Raw genomic sequence first — 22,362 nt, 5'->3', positions numbered from 1 at the left:
GCACCCACCCCTCCACCGCTTGCGGCCGTCGGGACGGCCGTCCGCATTGGGACTTGTGAGGACTCACGTGAGCACTGCTGCCAACGGCAAACCCGTCGTACTCATCGCTGAAGAGCTGTCGCCCGCGACCGTCGACGCGCTGGGCCCGGACTTCGAGATCCGCCAGTGCAACGGCGCGGACCGCGCCGAGCTGCTGCCCGCCATCGCCGATGTCGACGCGATCCTGATCCGCTCGGCCACCAAGGTCGACGCCGAGGCGATCGCCGCCGCGAGCAAGCTGAAGGTCGTCGCACGAGCCGGCGTCGGCCTCGACAACGTGGACGTGTCCGCCGCCACCAAGGCCGGCGTGATGGTCGTGAACGCCCCGACGTCGAACATCGTGACCGCCGCCGAGCTGGCCTGCGGTCTCCTCATCGCCACCGCGCGCAACATCCCGCAGGGCTCGCAGGCCCTCAAGGGCGGCGAGTGGAAGCGCAGCAAGTACACGGGTGTCGAGCTCGCCGAGAAGACCCTCGGTGTCGTCGGCCTCGGCCGCATCGGCGCGCTCGTCGCGCAGCGCATGTCCGCCTTCGGCATGAAGGTCGTCGCGTACGACCCGTACGTGCAGCCCGCGCGCGCCGCGCAGATGGGCGTGAAGGTGCTGTCCCTCGACGAGCTGCTCGAGGTCTCCGACTTCATCACCGTGCACCTGCCCAAGACGCCCGAGACGATCGGTCTCATCGGCGACGAGGCGCTGCACAAGGTCAAGCCGTCGGTGCGCATCGTGAACGCCGCGCGCGGCGGGATCGTCGACGAGGAGGCGCTGTACTCGGCGCTCAAGGAGGGCCGCGTCGCGGGCGCCGGTCTGGACGTGTACGCGAAGGAGCCCTGCACGGACTCCCCGCTGTTCCAGTTCGACCAGGTCGTCTGCACCCCGCACCTCGGCGCCTCGACGGACGAGGCGCAGGAGAAGGCCGGTGTCGCCGTCGCCAGGTCGGTGCGGCTCGCGCTCTCCGGCGAGCTCGTGCCGGACGCGGTGAACGTCCAGGGCGGCGTCATCGCCGAGGACGTCAAGCCGGGTCTGCCGCTCGCCGAGCGCCTCGGCCGGATCTTCACCGCGCTTGCCGGTGAGGTCGCGGTCCGCCTCGACGTCGAGGTCTACGGCGAGATCACCCAGCACGACGTCAAGGTGCTCGAACTCTCCGCGCTCAAGGGCGTGTTCGAGGACGTCGTCGACGAGACCGTGTCGTACGTGAACGCGCCGCTGTTCGCCCAGGAGCGCGGCGTCGAGGTCCGGCTGACGACGAGCTCCGAGTCGCCCGACCACCGCAACGTCGTCACGGTGCGCGGCACCCTCGGCGACGGCCAGGAGATCTCGGTCTCCGGCACGCTGGCCGGCCCCAAGCACCTCCAGAAGATCGTCGCCGTCGGCGAGTACGACGTGGACCTGGCGCTCGCCGACCACATGGTCGTCCTGCGCTACGAGGACCGTCCCGGCGTCGTCGGCACCGTCGGCCGCGTGCTCGGCGAGGCCGGCATCAACATCGGCGGCATGCAGGTCGCGCGCGCCGCGGTCGGCGGCGAGGCCCTCGCGGTCCTCACCGTCGACGACACCGTCCCGGCGGGCGTCCTCAGCGAGGTCGCCGCGGAGATCGGCGCCAACTCGGCGCGGTCCGTCAACCTCGTCTGAGGTCCGACCAGGCACAGCAACGGCTGAGGGCCGGGTCACCCGCGGGTGACCCGGCCCTCAGCCGTTTCCCGTGTCGGACGACTCCCGTGTCAGGCGGACGCGTCACGAGGACGCGCTGGTCTCCGGCTCGATCAACCCCTCGCGGTAGGCGATGCCCACCGCATCGGTGCGGCTCGAAGCGCCCAGCTTGGCGAGGATGTTCGACACGTGGACGCTCGCCGTCTTGCCGCTGATGAACAACTCCTCGCCGATCTGGCGGTTGGTGCGCCCGCGGCCGAGCAGCCGCAGCACATCGCTCTCCCGGGCCGTCAGCGCGGCGATGCGCTCCCCGGCGGCCGGGGCGTCGGAGAGCCGGCCGCGCCGGATCAGCGCGTCCAGGGCGTCGAGCAGGGGTGCGGCGCCGAGCCGGACGGCGGTGTCGCGGGCCGCGTAGGCCTGCTCGGCGGCCTCGTCGCGGCGGTCGGCGGTGAGCAGGGCCTCCGCGAGCCGCCGCCGGCAGCGGGCCAGCTCGTACGGTTCGCCGTAGCCGAACGCCGTCACGGCACGCTCCCAGGCCGCGACGTCGGGACCGCTCGTGGCGCGGATGGCCTCGGCCTCGGCGCGGGCCAGCCAGGCCAGCCCCTCCGGACCCTGCTCGGTGCCGTCCTCGCCCCGGGCCGCCGTGTCGCGGGCCAGCTCCACCAGTTCGGCGGCGGTGCCCGCCCAGCGTCCGGCGGCGGACGCGTCGCCGGTCAGCCGGGACTCCTCTGCCGCGTCCGCGACCGCCGCCAGGGCGAGCGCGGCGAGCCGCACCACGGCGTCGGGCCGCTCGGAGCCCGAGTTCTCGGTGAGCTTGTCGACCCAGTCCCGCATCTGCCGCACGCAGTCCTCGGCGTCGCCGCTCAGCGCCGCGTCGTCGGTGAGCACGATGCTCGCGACGAGCGACGCCATCCAGTCGGTGGTGCCGTCGAGCAGCGCACGGGCCCCGGCGACCGCCGCGTCGTGGTCGCCGCGGGCCAGGACGACGTACAGGGCGGGCGCCGTCGTGAACCCGCCCGCGGCCGTGAGCAGTTCGGCGTCGGTGGCGGCGGCCCGTACGCACTCGTCCCAGCGGCCCAGCGTGTACAGCAGCAGGGACTGGAGGTAGCGCAGCTCCAGGGCGTACGGCGAGGAGAGCACACCGGCGCGCCGGGCGCCGTCGAGGCCGTCGCCGATCCAGGTCAGGCACGCGTCCAGGTCGCCGGACTCGTAACAGCCGATGGCGAGGTTGTAGAGCGCCCGCATCTCCACGGACAGGTTTCCCGCGGTGCGGGCCAGTTCGCGGGCCCGCACCAGGTCCAGGCGGCCCTCGGGGGTGCGCCGGTTGTGCGTCCGCAGGCCGATCCGCGAGATCAGCAGGTCCGCCTGGGCGTCCGGCAGCCCCAGCCTCTCGGCGATGTCGATGGCCTGCCGGGCGACCCGCTCGGCGTCCTCGTCGCGGCCCACGTACCGGGCGGCCATGACATGGGTCGCGGCGGCCCACACCCAGGTGCGGGTGGGCGGCTCGGCGGGGATCAGCGAGAGGGCCTCGCTGCTGTACGTGAACGCGGCCTCCAGGTTGTCGATCCGCATCAGGTTGTCCGCGAGGGTGTAGCGCACCCGCGCGGCGAGTTCGGAGTCGGCGTCCGAGCCGGCCCGGGCGAGCGCGGAGCGGGTCAGCTGGACGGCGCGGTGCGGCTCGCCCGCGTGGGCGGCGGCGCCGGAGGCGCGCAGGGTGAGGGTGACCGGGTCGGTGTGCCCGGGGTGGGCGGCGGCGTCCACGACGGCCCACAGTTCGAGCGCGGTCTCCAGGTGGCGCAGTTCCTCGGCGGGCGCGCGCACCCGCCGGGCGTGGTCGGCGGCTTCCAGGGAGGCGGCCAGCGCGTCGGCCAGGTCGTGGCTGGCGCGCGAGTGGTGGGCGCGCTCCGCGGCGCTCTCCGCCGCCCGGCCGTCCGCGGCCAGGAGCGTGGCGAACAGCCGGTGCAGCCGGATCCGTTCGCCGGGCAGCAGGTCCGCGTAGACGGCCTCGCGGGTGAGGGCGTGCCGGAACGAGTACGTCGCGTCGTCGCCCGGCACCAGCTGCTGGTGCCCGATGGCCTCGCGCAGCGCCGACTCCAGCTCCTCCTCCGGGAGTTGGACGGCGTCGCGCAGCAGGTCGTGGCCGACCCGGCGGCCCGCGACGGCCGCCGTGCGCAGCACCTGCTGCGCGGTCTCGGTCAGCTGCTCGATCCGGATCAGCAGGACGTCAGCCAGGCCGCCGGGCATGGCGGAGGAGCCGGGGCCCTCGTCGTCGGGCAGCGCGGCGAGCAACTCCTCGGCGTAGAAGGCGTTTCCCTCGGCGCGGTCGACGATGGTGCGGACCGTGCTGTCGGGGACGGGGCCCGAGTGCTGCGCGCGCACCAGCCGGGCCATGTCGGCGTCGGCCAGCGGGCGCAGGTCGAGGCGGTCCACGGCGGGCAGCCGGATCAGCTCGGCGAGCAGCGGGCGCAGCGGGTGGCGGCGGTGCAGGTCGTCCGTGCGGTACGAGGTGAGGACCGCGAGGCGGCGGGGCGGGCCGCCCGGCGCGGGCCGTTGCAGGACGCCCCGGCTGAGCAGGAAGCGGAGCAGGTCGCGGGAGGACTGGTCGGCCCAGTGGAGGTCCTCGACGACCAGCAGCAGCGGGGTCAGGTCGGCGAGGTCGGCGAGGAGCCCCGCGACGCCCTCGAAGAGCTGGAGCCGGCCGCCCGCGTCCGATCCGGCGGCCGTGCCGATCAGCCGGCTCACCGCGGGGTACGCGGCGAAGGCCGGGGCGAGCCGCTCGTCCGCGGCGGCCGCGCCGAGGATCTCCGTGAACGGGAGGTACGGCAGGCCCACGTCGCCGAGGTCCACGCAGTGCCCGGTCAGGACGGTCGTGCCGGTCGCGGCGGCGTGGGCCGCGGCCTCCGTCAGCGTGCGGGTCTTGCCGACGCCCGCGTCCCCCGCCACCAGGACCGCGCGCGGCTCGCCGGCCGCGGCCCGGTCCAGCACGCCGGTGAGCCGGGCCAGTTCGTCGTCCCGGCCGATGAGCGGCGTGTCGAATGTCTGTGCCACGGGCCCATCCTGGCACGCTCCGGGCTGGTCGCGGTCGCTGGTTGCCGGTTGCCGGTCGCCGGTCGCCGGGTGTCCCGGCGTCCCGGTGCTGCCGGGCGTCGGACGCGGTGCTGCCGGACGCGATGCGGGGCGGGCCGGAGTGGTCCGGCCCGCCCGGCGTCGTGCCCGGCAGAGGTGGTCGTCGGTGAGGGTCGTCGGTGGCCGTCAGTGGTGGTCGGCAGGGGGTCGTCGTGGGGTCAGGCCGCTGCCACGTCGGCGGCGGTGGTGTCGGTCGCCGCGGCCTCGGGGGCCGGCACCTTGCGCAGGCTCGCCACGGCGAGGACGGCGGCGGCGAGGAGCAGCGCCGCCCCGGCGATCGCGGCGGCCTGCATGCCGTGGGTGAAGGCTTCCCGGGCGGCGGCGGTCAGGGCGCGTCCGGCCTCGCCCGGCAGCTGTCCCGCGACGGCCAGCGCGCCGCCGAGCGTCTCGTGGGCCGCGGCCGGGGCGTCGGCCGGGACGCCGTGGCGGTAGACGGCGGTGCCGATGGAGCCCAGGACGGCCATGCCGAGGGCGCCGCCGAACTCGGCGCCCGTCTCCAGGAGGGACGCGGCGGAGCCGGAGTTGGCGGGCGGGACGGTGCCGAGTGCCAGATCCATCATCTGGGACATCACGGTGACGATGCCGGCGGCGAGGACGCCCGCCCCGGCCAGGACCAGCCAGAGCGAGTCGGTGCCGGCCAGGGTCAGCAGCCCGTATCCGCAGGCGGCGACGGTGAAGCCGCCGGCGACGACGTGGGCCCGGTGCACGCCCTTGGCGACGAGCTGGGCGGAGACGGGGGCCGCGACACCGACCAGGACGGTGGGGAGCAGCGCCCAGAGCGCGGCGGCCATGGAGCTCTTGCCGAGCACCGACTGGAGGTACTGCGTGGTGAAGAAGGCCGAGCCCATCATGCCGAAGGAGGAGACGAGGTTCAGCACGACGGCGGGGGCGAAGCCCCGGCCGCGGAACAGGGCGGGGGAGATGAGCGGGGACGTCGCGGTGCGCTGGCGGTGCACGAAGAGGGCGGCGAAGAGCAGGCCGACGGTGATCGAGACGACGTACTGCGCGTGGAAGCCCTCGGAGGGGATCTCCTTGATGCCGTAGATGACCGGCAGCACGGCCGCCATCGACAGCGGCACGCTCAGCAGGTCGAAGCGGCCCGGCTCCGGGTTCTTCGACTCCGGCAGCAGGAACGGGCCGAGGACCAGCAGCAGCGCCATCGCGGGCAGGTTGACCAGGAAGACCGAGCCCCACCAGAAGTACTCGACGAGGACGCCGCTCATCACCGAACCGAGGGCCACGCCACCGGTCATGACGGCCGACCACAGGCCGATCGCCTTCGCGCGCTGGCCGGCGTCGGTGAACATCGTGCGGACGAGCGCCATGGTGGACGGCATGAGGGTCGCGCCGCCGATGCCGAGCAGGGCGCGGGCGGCGATCAGGGTCTCGGCACTGTTCGCGTAGGCGGCCAGGGCGGAGGCGGTGCCGAAGGCGGCGGCGCCGGTCAGGAGCAGCTTGCGGCGCCCGATGCGGTCGCCGAGCGAGCCCATCGTCATCAGCAGACCCGCGAGCACGAACGCGTAGATGTCGAAGATCCACAGCTGCTGGGTGCCGGACGGCTCCAGGTCGGCGCTGATCTCGGGGATCGCGAAGTAGAGGACCGAGACGTCCATGGAGACCAGCAGCAGCGGCAGCATCAGGACCGCCAGCGCGGTCCATTCCTTGCGCCCGGCAAGGGAGTCGGAGCTCGGGGTGGTGCTCGTCGGGTTCGTCATGCCAGGAACTGTACGAGTGTCTTAAACACTTGTCTAGAACGAATGTGTAAGACAGTCGTCTGGATCCTGGGTAGGGTGGTGGCATGGGACATCGCGAAGATCTGCTCGAAGGCGCCAAGCGCTGCCTGCTGGAGAAGGGGTTCGTGCGCACGACGGCGCGCGACATCGTGAAGGAGTCGGGGACCAACTTGGCGTCCATCGGCTACCACTACGGGTCGAAGGACGCGCTGCTCGCGCAGGCCTACGTGGCGCTGGCCGAGGTGGCGTCGGAGAGCTGGGGCGAGCAGGACGAACTGCCGGGCGAGCCCGGGTCGTTGGAGCGGTTCGGCGCCGTGATGTCGGGGATCACCGGCAGCCTCGGCAAGCCGGGCTCGATCTGGCACCTGAGCATCGAGCTCATCACGATGGGCGACAAGCTGCCGGCCGTACGGGAGTACCTGGCGGCGGCCCAGCGGGAGGCCGGCCGCGGCTTCATCGGCATGATCATGGGCGGCGAGGAGCCGCCGGCCGACGACCCGAGCGTGGACACCCTCGGCAAGTTCTTCTCGGTGCTGGTGCTCGGACTGATCGCGCAGCACACCTTCGACCCGGAGTTCTCGCCGAGCGCCGAGCAACTCACCGAGGGGCTGCGGCAGTTGACCGAGTCCGTGGCGAAGGCGAAGTAGCCGCGTGCCCGAGCAGCAGCCGCCGGAGCGGACCCCGCTCGACCGCCTGACCGCACGCCTGCCACCGCCCGCCGCGGCCGTCGACGCACAGGGCGACTGGGCCGCCGCGGAGCGGGCGCTCGGCCTCCGGCTGCCCGACGACTACCGACGCCTGGTGGAGACGTACGGCCGCGGCACCTTCTGGGACGTGCTGAACCTGCGCACCCCGTTCGGCGACGCGGGACCGATGCGGCTCGACGCGGACCTCGCCGCGGACTTCGGCCCGCTGCGGGAGACGTCGCCCGAGGACTACCCCTACCCCCTCTTCCCCGAGCCGGGCGGCCTGTTCTCCTGGGCGCTGACCGACAGCGGCGGACACGTGTGCTGGCTGACCGAGGGGGAGCCCGACAGCTGGCCCGTCGTCGTGTGGTCGCGCGACGACGACTACGAGCGCTTCGCGTGCGGCACGGTCGCGTTCCTCGACGCGTGGACCGCCGGCCGGCTCACCGGCGAGCTCCTGCGCCCCGAGCCGGGCCTCGCCCCGTACTTCGACGCGACGATCGAGCGGGACCACGTCTACGTGCGGCTCGGCGAGGGAGACCTCCCGTACGACGAGCGGCTCGGCATCCTGCGCGACGCCCTCGGGCCGACCGCGGACCGCGGCTCCTTCGAGCACGACGGCGCCCGCCAGGACCACTTCCTCGTCCCGCGGACCGGCTGGCACCTCACCTACGAGACGGCGTACGGCCACACGCTCCGCGTCGCCTTCCCGCCCGCCGACAGCGAGGCGGCCCGCCGCGCGGTGCTGGACGCCGTCCGCCGCACGGGCTGCGCCGTGCTCTCCTGCGACACGATCCACGGGACGTCGTCCTGGTGCGACGCCTGACCTTGTAGAGGCGTGCCGCCTAGAGGCGCGCCGCCTTCAGGCCCATGTGCAGCAGCAGCCGGTCCTCGCCCTCGTCCAGGTCGAGGCCGGTGAGCTGCTCGACGCGGGAGAGGCGGTAGTAGAGGGTCTGCCGGTGGATGCCCAGCGCCGCCGCCGTGCGGCCCGCCTGGCCCGCGCAGTCGAGGAACACCTCGGCGGTGCGGGCGAGCTGGCGGTGGGCGGGGGCCAGCAGCGGGGCGACCACCGGATCGTGGGCCGCCTCGGTGGGCAGGGCGGTCAGCAGGCGGTAGGGGCCGATCGCCGACCACCGGGTGTCGGGGCCGAGCCGGGGATTGGCCAGCGCGGTACGGGCCGCGGCCGTCGCCTCCTGCCAGGCCGTGGCGAGCTCCGCCAGATCGGTGCGGGGCGCCCCGATGCCCGCCGCCACCGGACCCGACCCGGCCCGCGCGCGCAGCTTCGCCGCCGCCGTGAGCGCCGGGGCCAGCACCTCGGCCGACCGCAGCCGCACCAGCAGCGCCAGGCACTGGCCCGTCGGGCCCCACGGCACCGTGCACAGCGCGTCCGCGGCCGGCAGCGTACGGACCGACGGGGCGTCGGCCGGGTCGGCCGACGGCCACGGCGCCACGCAGACCACCGTGTGCAGGCCGTCCGCGCGGGAGCCGAGCGCCGTGCGCAGCGCCGCCACCGCCATGTCCCGCTGCCAGCCCCGCTCGGCCGTGAGCACGGAGTGGAACTCGCGGGTCAGATCGGCGCCCGCCTGCGCCTCGTCGGCGAGCTGCGCGCCGATCCGGCCGGCCACCTCCATGGCCGCGTCCAGCTGCTCCTGGGTGGGGCCCGGCTCGTCGTCGAGCAGCCACACGTAACCGAGCACGATGCCCCGGTGGCGCACGGGCAGACAGATCCGGCCCCGGTACACCCCCGCCTCGGGCGTCGCCGGGATCCGGACCGGCTCCGTCGCACGGGCGATGCCGAAGCCCTCGAACCAGGCGCGGACGGCGGCGGTGGAGCTGCGCGTGAGGATCGAGCGGGTGCGGACCGGGTCCAGGGTCGACGCGTCGAAGTCGGTGTCCCCGTCCTCGCCGTCGCTGAGCTGCGCGCCGAACGCGATCAGCCGGAAGTCGCGGTTCTCCAGGGTGGCGGGGGCGCCGAGCAGCGCCGAGATCTCGTCGACCAGTTCCTGGTAGTCACCCTTCACCCCACCATTCTCACGCATCTCATGCAGGGCTTCATACATATGTCTGAGGTGGCGGCCACAGATGCGTGACAGCTGTCGATGGCACAGGATCGGAGGGATCCTTAGATTTCACGGTGGTTCCCCGTGCCGTTCCCCCTTTGCGGTGGTTCGGCCTGTCCTCAACTCATGCTCCGTGGAGGTGCCCCGTGCTGGCTCCCCTGATCCTCGCCGCGTCGCGCAGCGACAAGATGCGTTCCTTCGTGTCGGCGGCGCCGGGCACCAAGCAGGTCGTCGACCGGTTCATCGCCGGTGAGACGGTCGAGCAGGTCGTGCCGATCATCGAGGACGCCGCCGCCAAGGGCCTCGAGGTCACCCTCGACGTCGTCGGCGAGGACATCACCACCGTCGAGCAGTCGCACGCCGCGCGCGACGCCTACCTGGAGCTGATCGAGCGCCTCAAGGTGCTCGGCCTCGGCACCAAGGCCGAGATGTCCGTGAAGCTGTCGATGTTCGGCCAGGCGCTGGAGGGCGGCCACGAGCTCGCCCTCGCGAACGTCCGCCCGGTCGTCGAGGCCGCCGCCGCCATCGGCACCACCGTCACGCTCGACGCCGAGGACCACACCACCCTCGACTCGATGTTCGCCATCCACGAGGAGCTGCGGAAGGACTTCCCGCAGACCGGCTGCGTCATCCAGTCCTACCTCTTCCGCACCGAGGACGACGCCCGCCGCCTGGCCGCCGCCGGCAGCCGCGTACGGATCGTGAAGGGCGCCTACAAGGAGCCCGCCGAGGTCGCGTACCAGGACAAGGCCGAGATCGACAAGGCCTACGTGCGCATCATGCGCATCCTCATGGAGGGCGACGGGTACCCGATGATCGGGTCCCACGACCCCCGCCTCATCTCCATCGCCCAGGAGCTCGGCCGGCAGGCCGGGCGCAAGCTGGACGAGTACGAGTTCCAGATGCTGTACGGGATCCGCAGCGACGAGCACCTGCGGCTCGCCGCCGAGGGCCACCGGATGCGTGTCTACACCGCGTACGGCACCGACTGGTACGGATACTTCATGCGCCGCCTCGCGGAGAAGCCGGCCAACCTGCTCTTCTTCGCCCGCTCGATCCTCACCAAGGGCTGAGCCCCCTACTCGTAGGGCCCACTCGCTTTACCGATAACTCCCCGACCCCCCGAAGGAGATACGGACCCATGACGCTGGACGCCGTGACCCAGGTCCCCGCCCCGGTCAACGAGCCGGTGCACGGCTACGCCCCCGGTTCCCCGGAGCGCGCCCGCCTGGAGGCCAAGCTCAAGGAGCTGGCCGAGAACCCGATCGAGCTGCCCTGCACCATCGGCGGCGTGCGGCGGATGGGTGGCGGCGAGCGCTTCGACGTCGTGCAGCCGCACAACCACAAGGCCGTCATCGGTACGTACGCGAACGCCACCGAGCAGGACGCCCAGGACGCGGTCGACGCCGCCCTGGCCGCCGCCCCGGCCTGGCGCGCGATGTCCTTCGACGACCGCGCCGCGATCATCCTGCGCGCCGCCGAGCTGCTCTCCACCACGTGGCGCGAGACCCTGGCCGCCTCCACGATGCTCGGCCAGTCGAAGACCGCCCAGCAGGCCGAGATCGACACCCCGTGCGAGCTCGTCGACTTCTGGCGCTTCAACGTCCACTACGCCCGCAACCTGCTCGCCGAGCAGCCGCCGGCCAACTCCACCGGCGTGTGGAACCGCATGGACCACCGCCCGCTGGAGGGCTTCGTCTACGCGATCACGCCGTTCAACTTCACGGCCATCGCGGGCAACCTGCCCACCGCCCCCGCCCTCATGGGCAACGTGGTGGTCTGGAAGCCGTCCCCGACGCAGACGCACGCCGCCGTCCTGCTGCTCCAGCTCCTGGAGGAGGCGGGTCTCCCGAAGGGCGTCATCAACCTGGTGACCGGTGACGGCCTCGCCGTCTCCGAGGTGGCCCTGAACCACCGCGACCTGGCCGGCATCCACTTCACCGGCTCCACCAAGACCTTCCAGCACCTGTGGAAGACGGTCGGCAACAACATCGAGAAGTACCGCACCTACCCCCGCCTCGTCGGCGAGACCGGTGGCAAGGACTTCGTCGTCGCCCACCCGAGCGCCGACCGCGCCGTCCTCAAGACGGCCCTGACCCGCGGCTCCTTCGAGTTCCAGGGCCAGAAGTGCTCCGCGTCCTCGCGCGCCTACATCCCGGCGTCCATCTGGAACGACGGCTTCAAGGAGGAGTTCGCGGCCGAGGTCGACGGCATCACCATGGGTGACGTCACCGACCTGTCGAACTTCATCGGCGCCGTCATCGACGAGCGCTCCTTCGCGAAGAACAAGGCCGCGATCGACCGCGCCAAGGGCGACGCGTCCTGCACGATCGTCGCGGGCGGCACGTACGACGACTCGACCGGCTACTTCGTGCGCCCGACGGTCATCGAGTGCACGGACCCGGCCAACGAGGTCTTCACGACGGAGTACTTCGGCCCGATCCTCGCGATCCACGTCTACGAGGACGACCAGTACGACGCCATGCTGGAGCAGATGGAGTCGGTGTCGGACTACGCGCTGACGGGCTCGGTCATCTCCAACGACCGTGCCGCCGCCGCGGCCACGATGGAGAAGCTCCGCTACGCCGCGGGCAACTTCTACATCAACGACAAGTCGACCGGCGCCGTCGTCGGCCAGCAGCCGTTCGGCGGTGGCCGCGCGTCCGGCACCAACGACAAGGCCGGTGCCCCGCAGAACCTGATGCGGTGGACGCTGACCCGTGCCATCAAGGAGACGCTGGTCCCGCCGACGGACTACACGTACCCGCACATGGGCTGACGCCCACCCCATGACCCCCGCCCTCGGCCAGGGCCCCACCCCGGCCGAGGGCGGTGTTGTCTTTCCGGCCGCGGACCGGTGGGGGCTGCTCGCGCAGTTCCCCGCGCCCCTGAAGGCCTGCGGCCTTCTCCTGATGGAGGTCGCGCACGCAGTGCGCATCTCCAGGGGCGCGGGGAACTGCGCGAGAAGCCCCACCGGCCCGCACACACCCGCCGAACCAGCGGAGCTATGGCGCGACCCGAGCCGCGTCGATCACCTCGTCCAGAACCGCCCGCGCACGCAACAGCTCCGCGATCGTCTCGTCGATGCGGGCCCGCTCCCCGGCCAGCTCCGTGAGGAGCCACGGCGTGGCGGACGCCGAAGGGGCGCCGTCCTCGTCACGGGTGCACGGCAGCAGCTGCGCGATCTTCGTGCTGCACAGGCCCGCCGCGAAGAGCTCCTGGATGCGGACGACACGGGCCACCGCGGACTCGGGGTAGGCGCGGTGCCCACCCGGGGTGCGGTCGGCCGTGAGGAGCCCCTGCTGCTCGTAGTAGCGCAGGGAGCGCTCGCTGACGGCGGTGCGTCGCGCCAACTCGCCGATGCGCACGGGCCGTTCACCTCCGGACTTGAAATTGACACTGGTGTCAGGATCTACCGTCCCGGCATGTCGAACAGTTCGCTTCTGCGCCCCTATTCCCTCGCCCCCACCGGCCTCGCCCTGCCCAACCGGATGGTGATGGCCCCCATGACCCGCTACCGCGCCACCGAGGACGGCACGCCGCTGCCGGTCGTCGCCGACCACTACGCCCAGCGGGCGAGCGCCGGGCTCATCGTCACCGAGGGCATCTGGCCCAGCCGGCGCGGCCAGAGCGGCTGGCGCCTGCCCGGCCTGGAGACGCCCGCGCACGTCGAGGGCTGGCGGCGGGTCACCGACGCCGTGCACCGGGCCGACGGGCGGATCTTCGCCCAGCTGATGCACGGCGGCCGGCAGGGCCACCCGCTCAACCGGATCGACGCGGACGTGCCCGCCGGACCGTCCGCCGTCGCCCAGCCCGGACCCGTGCACGTGCGCGACGGCGCCAAGGCCGACGCCGTCGTGCCGCGGGTGATGACCCCCGACGACATCCGGACGGCCGTCGACGACCACGTGGCCGCCGCGCGCAACGCCCTCGACGCCGGGTTCGACGGCGTCGAGCTGCACGGCGCCAACAGCTACCTCATCCACCAGTTCCTCGCCGACAACACCAACCTCCGCGACGACCGGTACGGCCGTGGCTCCGTCGCCGACCGCATCCGGTTCGCCGTCGAGGTCGTCGGCGCCGTCGCCGACGCCATCGGCGCCGGGCGGCTCGGCCTGCGCCTCTCGCCCGGCAACCCGCAGTTCGGCATGGCCGAGGCCGACCCGGGCCCCGTCTACCGCGCCCTGCTCGCCGAGCTCGACGGCCTCGGCCTCGCCTACCTCCACCTCACCGACGACGACCGCTACCCGGCACTCGCCGACCTGCGGCCCCGCTGGAGCGGCACCCTGATCGCCAACGTGGGGGAGAACCACGAGCCCACCACCCGCGCCCAGGGCGAGGCCGTGCTCGACGCGGGGCGCGCCGACCTCGTCTCGTACGGGCGGGCCTTCCTCGCCAACCCGGATCTGCCGCGCCGCTTCGCGGCCGCGGACGCGCCGCCGCTGAACACCGTCGACGAGAGCCGTCTCTACACGCACGGCCCCGAGGGGTACACGGACTACCCGGCCCTGGACGACCTCGCGGTCAGCCGTCCGTGACCGTCAGCACGATCCGGCCCTGGGTGCGGTGCGTCGCCGCCATCTCGTGCGCCTTGCCGACCTCCTCCATCGGCAGCAGCGCCGCGACGTACGGGCGCACCCGGCCCGCCGCCATCAGGGACGCCACCTTGCGCAGCGTGGCGCCCGACGGCTGCACCGCCACCGGCGCGAACCGCACCCCGCGCGTCTCCGCCTCCTCCGGGGTGACGCCCAGGTCGGCGAGGATCGCGGAGACCAGCAGGCCGCCGGGGCGCAGGGTGGCCAGGCTGCGCGGCCCGTAGTCGCCGCCGACCAGGTCGAGGGCGACGTCCACGTCCCGTACGGTCCGGGCGAAGTCGGTGGTCGTGTAGTCGACGGGTTCGTCGACGCCCAGGCCGCGCAGGAAGTCGTGGTGGTCGGCGCGGGCGGTGCCGATGACGTGCGCGCCCTCGGCCTTGGCGATCTGTACGGCGATGTGGCCGACGCCGCCGGCCGCCGCGTGCACGAGGACCCGGCGCCCCGGACCGACCTGGGCGAGGTCGACGAGGGCCTGCCAGGAGGTGAGCGCGGCGGCGGGGGTCGCGGCGGCGTGCGCGTGGTCGACCGTCGACGGCTTCGGGGCCAGGTGCTCGACGCGGACGATGACGTACTCGGCGTAGCCGCCGCCCCGGATCATGGCGAACACCTCGTCGCCCGGCCGGAACTCGTCCACGTCCTGGCCCGCCTCCTCGACCACCCCGGAGACGTCCCAGCCGAGCGTGAACGGCGGGTCGCCGAAGATCGGTGCCGCGCCGCTGCGGGCCAGCAGGTCGACCGGGTTGACGCCCGCCGCGTGCACCCGCACGAGCACCTCGCCCCCGCGCGGCTCGGGGCGCTCCGCTTCCGCCACTTCGAGTACCTCGGGGCCGCCGAGACGGCGCTGGCTGATGACACGCATGGTGGCGCTCATGGCGGGACCTCCCCAGGGTCCGGCCGGGCCACCGCGGCCCGGCCGGTTCTGGGTCCATCGTGCGGGGAGTGCGCGGTACGTCAACTCCCTTGAACGTAAAGGGATTTCATCGGTCACAGGTGGTGCGTGCGGGGCTCCACCGGCAGGCCAGTGCCGCGAAGCCGCCGTCGGCCTGCACCGGGACGGAGAGCGTGGCGTCGCCGCGGACGACGTGCGGGGTGCGCACGAGCCCGGACGGGCCGTCGGTGACCGTCTCCACCAGCCAGCGGCCGGCGCCGAGCCGCAGCGGTACGCCGACGGTGCGGGCCGGGCCCGCGAAGGTGCCGCGTGCCTCGGGACGGTGCGGGCCGTCACGCCCACCCCGTCACGCCCACCCGGTCACGATCATCGTGAGCCCCACCGCGAACCCGCCGCAGAGCAGCACCAGATACGTCCCGTACCGGCGGCGCATCCGGTGGGCCAGGAACCCGAACGCGCCGAACGCGAGGCCGACCGCGAGCGTCCTGGCGCCCCGGGCGCGGGCCGCCGCGGCGAGGAAGTCGCCGGCCGGGACGTCCGCGCGGCCCGCCTCCTGTGCGTACACCTTGAACGGGATGCCGTTCCACGGCTGGTGGCGGACGGCCGCGGCGGACTCGACGGCCAGCTCGTGGCGCACCTCGGCGCGCATCCGGTCCGTGGTGAGCGGCGCGGGCAACTGGACGCCCGACGCGGCGAGCTGGAGGGCGAGCAGGCCGCCCGCCAGACTGCCCGCGAGGGCGGCGAGGGACAGCTTCAGGGCGCGGCGCGGCACCGCCACGCAGGCCACCGCGAGGAGCAGCTCCGGCATCAGCGGCCAGCTCAGCGCCTCGGCGAGCGCCCAGGCGAAGGCGAGCGGCAGGCCCCAGCGGGAGCCGACCAGCCGGGCGACCGGCTTGCGGACGGGGGAGTCGGCGAGCGGTTCCGCGACCGTGCGGTCGTGCAGCGCGGCCACCGCGGCCCTGGCCTCGTCGGGCGAGGCGTCCGCCGGCAGGGGCGCGCCGATCCGGACCCGGACCAGCGCGGGGCGCAGGCGGCCGTGCTTGGGGAGCAGCCGGTCCGTGCCCGCGATGCCGACCGGCACGACGGGGACGCCCGCGCGCTCGGCGAGCACCAGGGCGCCCCGGTGGAACGAGCCGAGCGCACCGTCCCGCCCGCGCGTCCCCTCCGGGAACAGCACGACCGCGCCGCCCGCGCGCAGCGCCGGGACGTGCGCCAGCAGGTCGTCCAGGCCGCCGCCGGTGCGCCGCACCGGGAACCCGGCGGCCAGCCGGCGGCAGATCCGCGCCCGGTACCGCGACGCGAACCAGTAGTCCGCCGCCGCGCCGATCGCCGGGGCGTGCCGGGCGTCGAGGACGGCGAGCAGGGCGGCGGTGTCGGCGTGCGAGGAGTGGTTGGCCACCACCACGCAACCGCCGCGCGGCAGCCGCCCCTTGGTCTCCACGCCGCCGGTGAGCGTGAGGACGGTGCGCCAGAGCGCGCGCCGCAGCCGCGCCCCCGGCCCCTTCGCGCGGACCGACCGCGTCCCGAGGTCCGCCGTCATGCCGTCACCCCCAGGGCCGCCACCAGCGGCAGCGCCACGAGCAGCGAGTCGATCCGGTCCAGAAGACCGCCGAACCCCGGCAGCCAGCTCCCCGCGTCCTTCACGCCCGCCTCCCGCTTCACCATCGACTCGACCAGATCCCCGAGCACCCCGCCGGCCAGCACCGCGGCCCACAGCGCGAGGGAGAACGCCCCGACGGCGGCCAGCGCCCCGGCGGTCGCCGCCGCCGCGCCCGCCGCACCGGCCCACGTCTTGTTCGGCGACAGCGCCGACAACGGCCGGGCGAGCGGACCGCGCCGCCCCAGCGCCGTGCCGCCGCACCACGCCCCCACGTCCCCGAACGCGACGGCGATCCCGACGGCGAGCGCCGTGTCCGCGTCGAGCAGCACCAGACAGCTCAGCGCCACCGGGATCCACACGAGCCCGAACAGGGTCCGCGCCGCCCTGGTGAAACCGCCCGTCGCGTCGCCCCGGACGACGGCCACCGCCACGGCCGCCACCAGCAGCACCCCGGCCACCCGCAGCGCGTCCGCCCCCGGCGCGGCCCACGCCAGGCCCGGCGCCGCGACCGCCGCGCAGACCAGCACCCCGTGCTCGCCGCGGCCGAGCCCCGCCATCCGCGCGTACTCGCCCACGGCGACGACCCCGAGACCGGCCGCCAGCGCGAACGCGCCGACCGGCCCCGCCAGACACGCCCCGAGGAAGAGCGGCGCGGCCACGGCCCAGCTCCGCCACCGTCTGCGCAGCTCGGCCCGCATCCGCACCCGCGCGGGCAGCGCCACCACCGCGACACCCCCGGCCCCGAGCACCCCGCCGACGACGGGCAGCGCCCGCGCCGCCACCTCACCGGCCACGAACACGGCGCTCACCGGTCCGCCCCCGCCCCGGCCCCGTCCCCGGCCTCGTTCAGTGCCCGCCACACCCATCGCAGCCGTACCGCCGCCGTGACCGCGGACCCCGCGGCGATCACCGCGAGGACCGGCACGTACCAGCCGGACGCCGCCGCGAGCACGGCCAGCGTGCAGCGTTCCGTCTTGCCGACCGGGCCGCCGTTGCGGCGCGGTGCGCCCGCCGCCGCGCCCGCGAGCGCGACCCAGGAGGGGAGCGTGGCCGCGAGCGCCGCCGTCGCCACCAGCCAGAGCGGGGCCACCGTCAGGAAACCGGCGAGCAGTGCCAGATCGGCCGCCCGGTCGCCGAGTTCGTTGAGGACCGCGCCCCGGCGCGTCGTGCGGCCCGTGTCCCGGGCCAGGGCGCCGTCCAGGTTGGCGAAGGCGAGCCGCGCCGCCACCAGGACCGCGACCGGCAGCGCGGCGAGCGGCGCGGGCAGGAAGGCCAGGGCCGCGCCCGCCGCGCCGCCGCACACCACGCCCGCCCACGTCAGCGTGTCGGGCGAGACACCGCGCGCCGCGCACCCGGCGCGGACACCGGCGAGCCGGTTCGCGTACCAGGGCTTGAGGGAGTAGAGGCCGTTCATGGCGTCGACTCTGCCGCCGCGCCGGGACGGCCGTATCGGGGCACGTACTCAAGTGCGCCCTGAGTACCGTGTCCCGGTGACCACGCTGCGCACCGCCCACACCGCCGACCTCACGGGTGACGGTGAACTGACCGCCGTCCGCGCCCTGTTGGACGCCGCCTTCGACGGGGACTTCTCCGACGCCGACTGGGCGCACACCCTCGGCGGCGTCCACGCCCTCGTGCACGACGACGCGGGCGAACTCCTCGCCCACGGCTCCGTCGCCCAGCGCCACGCCGTCCACGAGGGCCGCACCCTGCGCGTCGGGTACGTGGAGGCCGTCGCCGTCCGGCAGGACGCACGGCGTGCCGGGCTCGGCGGGCGGGTCATGGGCGCCCTGGAGCGGGTGATCGGGGCCGCCTACGACCTCGGCGCGCTCTCCGCGTCCGAGGACGGCGCGCGGCTGTACGCGGCCCGGGGGTGGCTGCGCCGGGACGGCCCGTTCGCCGCCTACGGCCCGGACGGCGTCGTCCAACTCCCGGACGAGGACCCGCCGTTCCTCTTCCCGGCCGCGGCCGCCCGCGCCCTCGACCCGTCCCACCGGCTGCTCGTCGACTGGCGGGACGGCGACATCCTCTGAAAGCCAGGCCCTAGGCGGTCGCCCGCACGACGATCTTCCCCAGGTTCTCGCCGCGCAGCATCCCCAGGAACGCCTCCACGATCCGCCCGAACCCGTCCACCACGGTCTCGTCGAGACCGATCCGGCCGCTCTGCAGGTGCGGCACCGCGAACGCGTACAGCTCCTCCTGCACGTCCTGGTGGTGGGCGACCAGGAACCCCTCGATGCGCAGGCTCTTCTCCACCACGTCCGCGTGGTTGAAGAGGACCGGCGGCGCGTCCGTGCCGGTGTCGTACTGGCCGACCGTGCCGATCCGCACCACCCGGCCCCGCTCGCGCAGCGCCCCGATCGCCGCGCCCAGCTGCTCCCCGCCGACGTTGTCGACGAAGACGTCGATGCCGGTCGGCGCCGCCTTCGCCAGCTGGTCGGCGACCGGGCCGCCCGTACGGTAGTCGAAGACCTCGTCGTAGCCGACGTGCTCGGTCAGGTACGCCGCCTTCGCGGCCGAGCCCGCGCTGCCCACGATCCGCCCGGCCCCGAGCAGCCGCGCGATCCGCCCGGTCGCCGTGCCCACGCCCCCGGCCGCCGCCGACACGAACAGGTCCTGCCCCGGCCGCAGTTCGGCGATCCGGGTGAGCCCCACGTACGCCGTCAGGCCCGTGCCGCCGAGGATGCCCAGATGCGCCGAGAGCGGCACCCCGTCGAACGACGGGACGTGCCGGACCTCCTCCGGGCGCACCACGGAGTGGGTGCGCCAGCCCTGCCGGTGGAAGACGATCTCGCCCTCGGTGACCGCGGGGGTCCGCGAGGCGGTGACCCGGCCGAGCGTGCGGCCCTCAAGCGGCGCGTCCAGGGCGAAGGAGCCGTAGGGCGACTCGTCCATCAGCTCGCGGTGGTACGGGTCGACGGACCAGTAGAGGTTCTCCACCAGGGCCGTACCGGGGGCCGGTTCGGGGACCGGTGACTCGACGAAGCGGAAGTGGTCGGCGGTGGCCGGCCCGTTGGGGCGGGCGGTCTGCTGCACGGTGACGGCGAGGTCGTTGCTCATGTCCGTGACCGTAGGAAGGAATGCGCGCGCCGGGCAGAGGGTTGCGCTCATACACCGGCCGCGGCCATGAGCGGTCCTCATGGAAGCAGGTGGGACCGTACGTGACTCCGTCGAACGACCTCGCGCCGCACGAGCTGCGGATCCTCGTGGCGGTGGCGGACGAGGGCGGCTTCTCCGCCGCCGCGGCCGCCCTCGGCGTGACCCAGTCCGCCGTATCGCACTCCGTGCGCGGCAGCGAGCGCAAGCTCGGCGCCGTCCTCTTCGCGCGGGGCCGCTCCGGCGCCCGGCCCACCGACGCCGGTACGAAGGTCGTCGGCCACGCCCGCCGTGTCCTGCGGCTGCTCGCGCTCATGGCGGCGGAGGCCCGCGCCGAACCCGGCGCCGTCCGGGGCCCGCTGCGCATCGCCGCGTTCCGCAGTGCCGCGCTGCACCTGCTGCCGCCCGCCCTGGAGGCGCTCGCCGCACGGCACCCCGGCATCGAGCCCGAGGTGCGCGTGGTGCGGGACGTCGGCGCGGGCACCGCGGGTGAGGTCACGGCCGGGCGCGCGGACCTCGCGATCGCCACCTTCGGCAGCGGCCCGCTGTCGGCCGGACTCGTCGGCGACGTGCTCGTCGAGGAGGAGTACTCCCTCGTGCACCCGGCCGGCCATCCGGCGCCGCGCACGCTCCCGCTCGTCGACTGGACCGAGAACTGCGGCTCGTACACCCGCGACTGGTGGGCCGCCCAGGACTGGATCCCGCGCGCCACCGTCCGCGCCGAGGACGACGGCACCGTGCTGTCCATGGTCGGCACCGGACTCGGCATGGCGATCATGCCGGAGCTCGCGCTGCGCGGGGCGCCGGCCACCGTCGAGATCACCGACCTCGGGCCGGACCGGCCGGTCCGTTCCGTCGGGTACGTGACCACTCCCGAGCTGGCCGGAACCGCACCGGTCCGTGGCCTGATCCGCGAGCTCAGAGGTCTGAAGGCGTGAGAGCCGTCTCAGATAGTAGGAAGTCCGAGTAATTGTGGAGACAGAAGCAGAGACCTGTCCTAGCTTTGTAGGAGCCGAACGTCTCGCCCACCTGGCGAAGGGCGGCAGTGAGTCGGAGCACCGGGCAGGCAACCCCTGCAGCTCCCCGCTCCCCGCCCCTTCCGGCGCCTCGAAATCCCCGTAGGTGCGCGCACTTTCGCGCGTCCCGATGTGATCTCAAGGAGTCGATCACCATGGCCACTGCGACGCCCGTCCGCCGCCGAGTCCGTCACGTCTCCCCGTCGAGCGAAGCCGACCGGCAGACCGCGAAGATCGCCGCCGCCGCCCTCCAGCGCGCCCTGGACCGCAGGGACAACGGCGGCGAGACCGGTCACTGAGACCGGTCCCGGCGGCTCACGCTCCCCGTCGTACCTCGAAGTGGTCGATGCGCTCACCGCTCTCGGCCAGCGCGGAGACCTTCATCCTGCCCTTCTCCACCTCCACCGCGAGGAACGAGAAACCGGTGTACCGCACCCGGGACCACTCCACGGTGTCCGGGTCGGGCAGGCGTGACTTCGTCCAGTGGAAGGTGACGATCGAGTCCCGGTCGTGCACGTTGCCTTCGTAGCTGTCCTTCACGCCGAGCCCGAAGCCGTAGAGGTCCTTGCCGGCGCCGCCCGCGGTGACGTACACGATGCCGTCGCGCGTCGGATCGGTCGACGCGCCGACCGGCACCGGCTTGCCGACCTCGCCGCCCTTGACGGCGTCCGTGCGCTCGTACACGTGGTTGTGCCCGTTGATCACCAGGTCCACCTGGTGCTTGGTGAAGAGCGGCAGCCAGGCGTCGCGCACTCCGCCGTCGGACGCGTGCGTGGACGTCGAGTACATGCAGTGGTGGAAGAAGACCACGACGAACTCGATGTCGTCGCGCGCCCGCAGCTCCCCGAGCCGCTTGTCCAGCCACGCCGTCTGCTTGCCGTCCGTGCAGCCCTTGTTGGCGGGGATCTCGTACGAGACGTCGTTCGCGTCGAGCGCGACCACGCCCACGTTCCCGTAGGTGAAGGAGTAGACGCCCGGCGCGTTCCGCGGGTCGGGGCCGTTGTCCGGCAGCGACCAGCGCGCGCTCTGCCCGCCGTAGCCGTTCGGCGAGTACCAGGCCTCCATGTCGTGGTTGCCGGTCGTCACCATCCACGGCACCGACTTCGCGACCGTCTCCGTCTGCGCGAGGAACTGGTCCCACACGCGCGCGTCGTACGTGTCCGACTCCTTGCCGTGGCCCGTGGAGTCGGCGTAGCAGATGTCGCCCGCGTGCAGGTGGAACGACGGGTTCTGGCCCAGGATCACCTGGTCGTTGGCGAGCGCGTCGTAGCTGACGCCCTGGTCGCCGAAGGCGGTGAACACGAACGTCTCCGGCGCGGTCGGGGCCGTGCGGAACGTGCCGAGGGTGCCCAGGCGCTCCGCGTCCGCCGGGTCGAAGCCGTCGTGGCCGACGCCGTAGTAGTACGTCGTGCCCGGCTTCAGGCCGTCCAGGGCGACGTGCAGATAGTGCTGCTCGACCGCCGGCAGCTTCTTCGACAGCGACGGCGTGTGCAGCGCGCGCACCTCCGCCTCGACCTTCCGGCTCAGCTCCCACGGCTTCAGCCCGACCCGTAGGTAAGGGCGGTCGACCGCGAACGGCACCTGCCACGAGACCCGCATCTGCGTCTTCGGGTCGGCGCCGAAGGCGAGGTGCCGCCCGAAGGGCGCGACCAGCGAGCCGTCGACCCGCACGGCGGCCCGGCGGATCTGCACGGGCGCGGCGTACACCGGCGACGCCGCGGCCGCCCCGCCGCCACCGAGCAGCGCCGCCCCGCCGACCGTGGCCGCCGCCCCGGTCAGGGCGCGCCGCCTGCTGAACTTCGTCCTGAGGTACTCGTGCTGCTCGGGCATGCTCATCCGGCGGGCGAGCTGTGGGGGGATGCCGACGTTCGGAG

General features: G+C 73.9%; 19 protein-coding genes and 1 pseudogene. 9 read left to right on the top strand and 11 right to left on the bottom strand.

The genetic code is table 11. The features are described from left to right. Window positions 1–67 precede the first annotated feature (67 nt). Window positions 68–1,669: a phosphoglycerate dehydrogenase gene (gene serA / locus RBJ77_RS54230; protein WP_372351784.1), complete on the top strand. Its 1,602-nt coding sequence runs from the start codon at window positions 68–70 to the stop codon at window positions 1,667–1,669. Between the two features lie 102 nt (window positions 1,670–1,771). Here the strand turns inward: serA and RBJ77_RS54225 are convergent, their stop codons facing one another. After that, entirely contained in the window at window positions 1,772–4,735 is a 2,964-nt protein-coding gene (locus RBJ77_RS54225; RefSeq protein ID WP_372351783.1) for an AAA family ATPase, read from the bottom strand. 236 nt (window positions 4,736–4,971) lie between these two features. Continuing rightward, complete coding sequence (locus RBJ77_RS54220; protein WP_372351782.1) at window positions 4,972–6,528, bottom strand: MFS transporter; 1,557 nt, start codon at window positions 6,526–6,528, stop codon at window positions 4,972–4,974. Window positions 6,529–6,611: 83 nt separating this feature from the next. On the opposite strand from RBJ77_RS54220, the gene RBJ77_RS54215 reads away from it, so the two are divergent. Both RBJ77_RS54215 and RBJ77_RS54210 read left to right on the top strand, forming a co-directional pair. Further along, window positions 6,612–7,193 (top strand): TetR/AcrR family transcriptional regulator, encoded by a 582-nt coding sequence (locus RBJ77_RS54215; protein WP_372351781.1) that lies wholly within the window; start codon window positions 6,612–6,614, stop codon window positions 7,191–7,193. A 4-nt stretch (window positions 7,194–7,197) separates the two neighbouring features. Further along, window positions 7,198–8,058, top strand: coding sequence for an SMI1/KNR4 family protein (locus RBJ77_RS54210; protein WP_372351780.1), 861 nt, complete (start codon window positions 7,198–7,200; stop codon window positions 8,056–8,058). A 19-nt stretch (window positions 8,059–8,077) separates the two neighbouring features. On the opposite strand, the gene RBJ77_RS54205 is transcribed toward RBJ77_RS54210, so the two are convergent. After that, window positions 8,078–9,271, bottom strand: a complete 1,194-nt coding sequence (locus RBJ77_RS54205; protein WP_372351779.1) for a PucR family transcriptional regulator — start codon at window positions 9,269–9,271, stop codon at window positions 8,078–8,080. 167 nt (window positions 9,272–9,438) lie between these two features. Between RBJ77_RS54205 and RBJ77_RS54200 the strand changes: the two genes are divergently transcribed. Both RBJ77_RS54200 and pruA read left to right on the top strand, forming a co-directional pair. Then, on the top strand, window positions 9,439–10,365 hold the full coding sequence (locus RBJ77_RS54200; protein WP_255968082.1) for a proline dehydrogenase family protein: 927 nt from the start codon (window positions 9,439–9,441) through the stop codon (window positions 10,363–10,365). A 74-nt stretch (window positions 10,366–10,439) separates the two neighbouring features. Next, a complete protein-coding gene (gene pruA, locus RBJ77_RS54195; RefSeq protein WP_372351840.1) occupies window positions 10,440–12,071 on the top strand; it encodes an L-glutamate gamma-semialdehyde dehydrogenase in 1,632 nt (543 codons plus the stop codon). Between the two features lie 226 nt (window positions 12,072–12,297). On the opposite strand, the gene RBJ77_RS54190 is transcribed toward pruA, so the two are convergent. Next, window positions 12,298–12,660: a MerR family transcriptional regulator gene (locus RBJ77_RS54190; protein WP_372351778.1), complete on the bottom strand. Its 363-nt coding sequence runs from the start codon at window positions 12,658–12,660 to the stop codon at window positions 12,298–12,300. Window positions 12,661–12,717: 57 nt separating this feature from the next. Here RBJ77_RS54190 and RBJ77_RS54185 point away from each other — a divergent pair, with 57 nt between their 5' ends. Then, entirely contained in the window at window positions 12,718–13,830 is a 1,113-nt protein-coding gene (locus tag RBJ77_RS54185; RefSeq protein ID WP_372351777.1) for an alkene reductase, read from the top strand. On the opposite strand, the gene RBJ77_RS54180 is transcribed toward RBJ77_RS54185, so the two are convergent. The 5 genes and pseudogenes from RBJ77_RS54180 to RBJ77_RS54160 form a co-directional block, all read right to left on the bottom strand. Then, complete coding sequence (locus RBJ77_RS54180; protein ID WP_372351776.1) at window positions 13,817–14,758, bottom strand: NADP-dependent oxidoreductase; 942 nt, start codon at window positions 14,756–14,758, stop codon at window positions 13,817–13,819. The two genes, RBJ77_RS54185 and RBJ77_RS54180, sit on opposite strands and share 14 nt — an antisense overlap. A 106-nt stretch (window positions 14,759–14,864) precedes the next feature. Beyond that, a pseudogene (locus tag RBJ77_RS54175) lies at window positions 14,865–15,083 on the bottom strand (alpha-galactosidase); the annotation flags it as partial. Window positions 15,084–15,122: 39 nt separating this feature from the next. Next, window positions 15,123–16,316 (bottom strand): lysophospholipid acyltransferase family protein, encoded by a 1,194-nt coding sequence (locus RBJ77_RS54170; RefSeq protein ID WP_372351775.1) that lies wholly within the window; start codon window positions 16,314–16,316, stop codon window positions 15,123–15,125. Then, on the bottom strand, window positions 16,313–17,185 hold the full coding sequence (locus tag RBJ77_RS54165; protein ID WP_372351774.1) for a phosphatidate cytidylyltransferase: 873 nt from the start codon (window positions 17,183–17,185) through the stop codon (window positions 16,313–16,315). Before RBJ77_RS54165 ends, RBJ77_RS54170 begins: the two co-directional genes overlap by 4 nt. Continuing rightward, window positions 17,182–17,790, bottom strand: coding sequence for a CDP-alcohol phosphatidyltransferase family protein (locus RBJ77_RS54160; RefSeq protein ID WP_372351773.1), 609 nt, complete (start codon window positions 17,788–17,790; stop codon window positions 17,182–17,184). Before RBJ77_RS54160 ends, RBJ77_RS54165 begins: the two co-directional genes overlap by 4 nt. A gap of 76 nt (window positions 17,791–17,866) precedes the next feature. On the opposite strand from RBJ77_RS54160, the gene RBJ77_RS54155 reads away from it, so the two are divergent. Next, entirely contained in the window at window positions 17,867–18,409 is a 543-nt protein-coding gene (locus RBJ77_RS54155) for a GNAT family N-acetyltransferase (RefSeq protein WP_372351772.1), read from the top strand. A gap of 10 nt (window positions 18,410–18,419) precedes the next feature. Here RBJ77_RS54155 and RBJ77_RS54150 read toward each other — a convergent pair whose 3' ends face one another. Continuing rightward, entirely contained in the window at window positions 18,420–19,436 is a 1,017-nt protein-coding gene (locus RBJ77_RS54150; protein ID WP_372351771.1) for a zinc-binding dehydrogenase, read from the bottom strand. A 101-nt stretch (window positions 19,437–19,537) separates the two neighbouring features. Between RBJ77_RS54150 and RBJ77_RS54145 the strand changes: the two genes are divergently transcribed. Together RBJ77_RS54145 and RBJ77_RS54140 are read left to right on the top strand one after the other, a co-directional pair. Next, entirely contained in the window at window positions 19,538–20,410 is an 873-nt protein-coding gene (locus RBJ77_RS54145) for a LysR family transcriptional regulator (protein ID WP_372351770.1), read from the top strand. 233 nt (window positions 20,411–20,643) lie between these two features. Continuing rightward, window positions 20,644–20,787, top strand: a complete 144-nt coding sequence (locus RBJ77_RS54140; RefSeq protein WP_255972887.1) for a hypothetical protein — start codon at window positions 20,644–20,646, stop codon at window positions 20,785–20,787. 16 nt (window positions 20,788–20,803) lie between these two features. On the opposite strand, the gene RBJ77_RS54135 is transcribed toward RBJ77_RS54140, so the two are convergent. Further along, entirely contained in the window at window positions 20,804–22,324 is a 1,521-nt protein-coding gene (locus tag RBJ77_RS54135; RefSeq protein WP_372351769.1) for a purple acid phosphatase family protein, read from the bottom strand. Window positions 22,325–22,362: the final 38 nt, after the last annotated feature.

The organism is Streptomyces sp. KL116D (genome assembly GCF_030766975.1).
Lineage (GTDB): Bacteria > Actinomycetota > Actinomycetes > Streptomycetales > Streptomycetaceae > Streptomyces > Streptomyces longispororuber_A.
Note: the sequence above shows the minus strand (reverse complement) of the source record. Positions and strands in the feature narration are given on the sequence as shown.

Excerpts from the sequence above, each read along its gene's own strand:
- RBJ77_RS54150 (WP_372351771.1), bottom strand. The coding sequence starts at position 19,436 with ATGAGCAACGACCTCGCCGTCACCGTGCAGCAGACCGCCCGCCCCAAC.
- RBJ77_RS54215 (WP_372351781.1), top strand. The coding sequence starts at position 6,612 with ATGGGACATCGCGAAGATCTGCTCGAAGGCGCCAAGCGCTGCCTGCTG.
- RBJ77_RS54160 (WP_372351773.1), bottom strand. The coding sequence starts at position 17,790 with ATGAACGGCCTCTACTCCCTCAAGCCCTGGTACGCGAACCGGCTCGCC.
- RBJ77_RS54180 (WP_372351776.1), bottom strand. The coding sequence starts at position 14,758 with ATGAGCGCCACCATGCGTGTCATCAGCCAGCGCCGTCTCGGCGGCCCC.
- RBJ77_RS54185 (WP_372351777.1), top strand. The coding sequence starts at position 12,718 with ATGTCGAACAGTTCGCTTCTGCGCCCCTATTCCCTCGCCCCCACCGGC.
- RBJ77_RS54205 (WP_372351779.1), bottom strand. The coding sequence starts at position 9,271 with ATGCGTGAGAATGGTGGGGTGAAGGGTGACTACCAGGAACTGGTCGAC.
- RBJ77_RS54220 (WP_372351782.1), bottom strand. The coding sequence starts at position 6,528 with ATGACGAACCCGACGAGCACCACCCCGAGCTCCGACTCCCTTGCCGGG.
- RBJ77_RS54170 (WP_372351775.1), bottom strand. The coding sequence starts at position 16,316 with ATGACGGCGGACCTCGGGACGCGGTCGGTCCGCGCGAAGGGGCCGGGG.
- RBJ77_RS54140 (WP_255972887.1), top strand. The coding sequence starts at position 20,644 with ATGGCCACTGCGACGCCCGTCCGCCGCCGAGTCCGTCACGTCTCCCCG.
- RBJ77_RS54135 (WP_372351769.1), bottom strand. The coding sequence starts at position 22,324 with ATGAGCATGCCCGAGCAGCACGAGTACCTCAGGACGAAGTTCAGCAGG.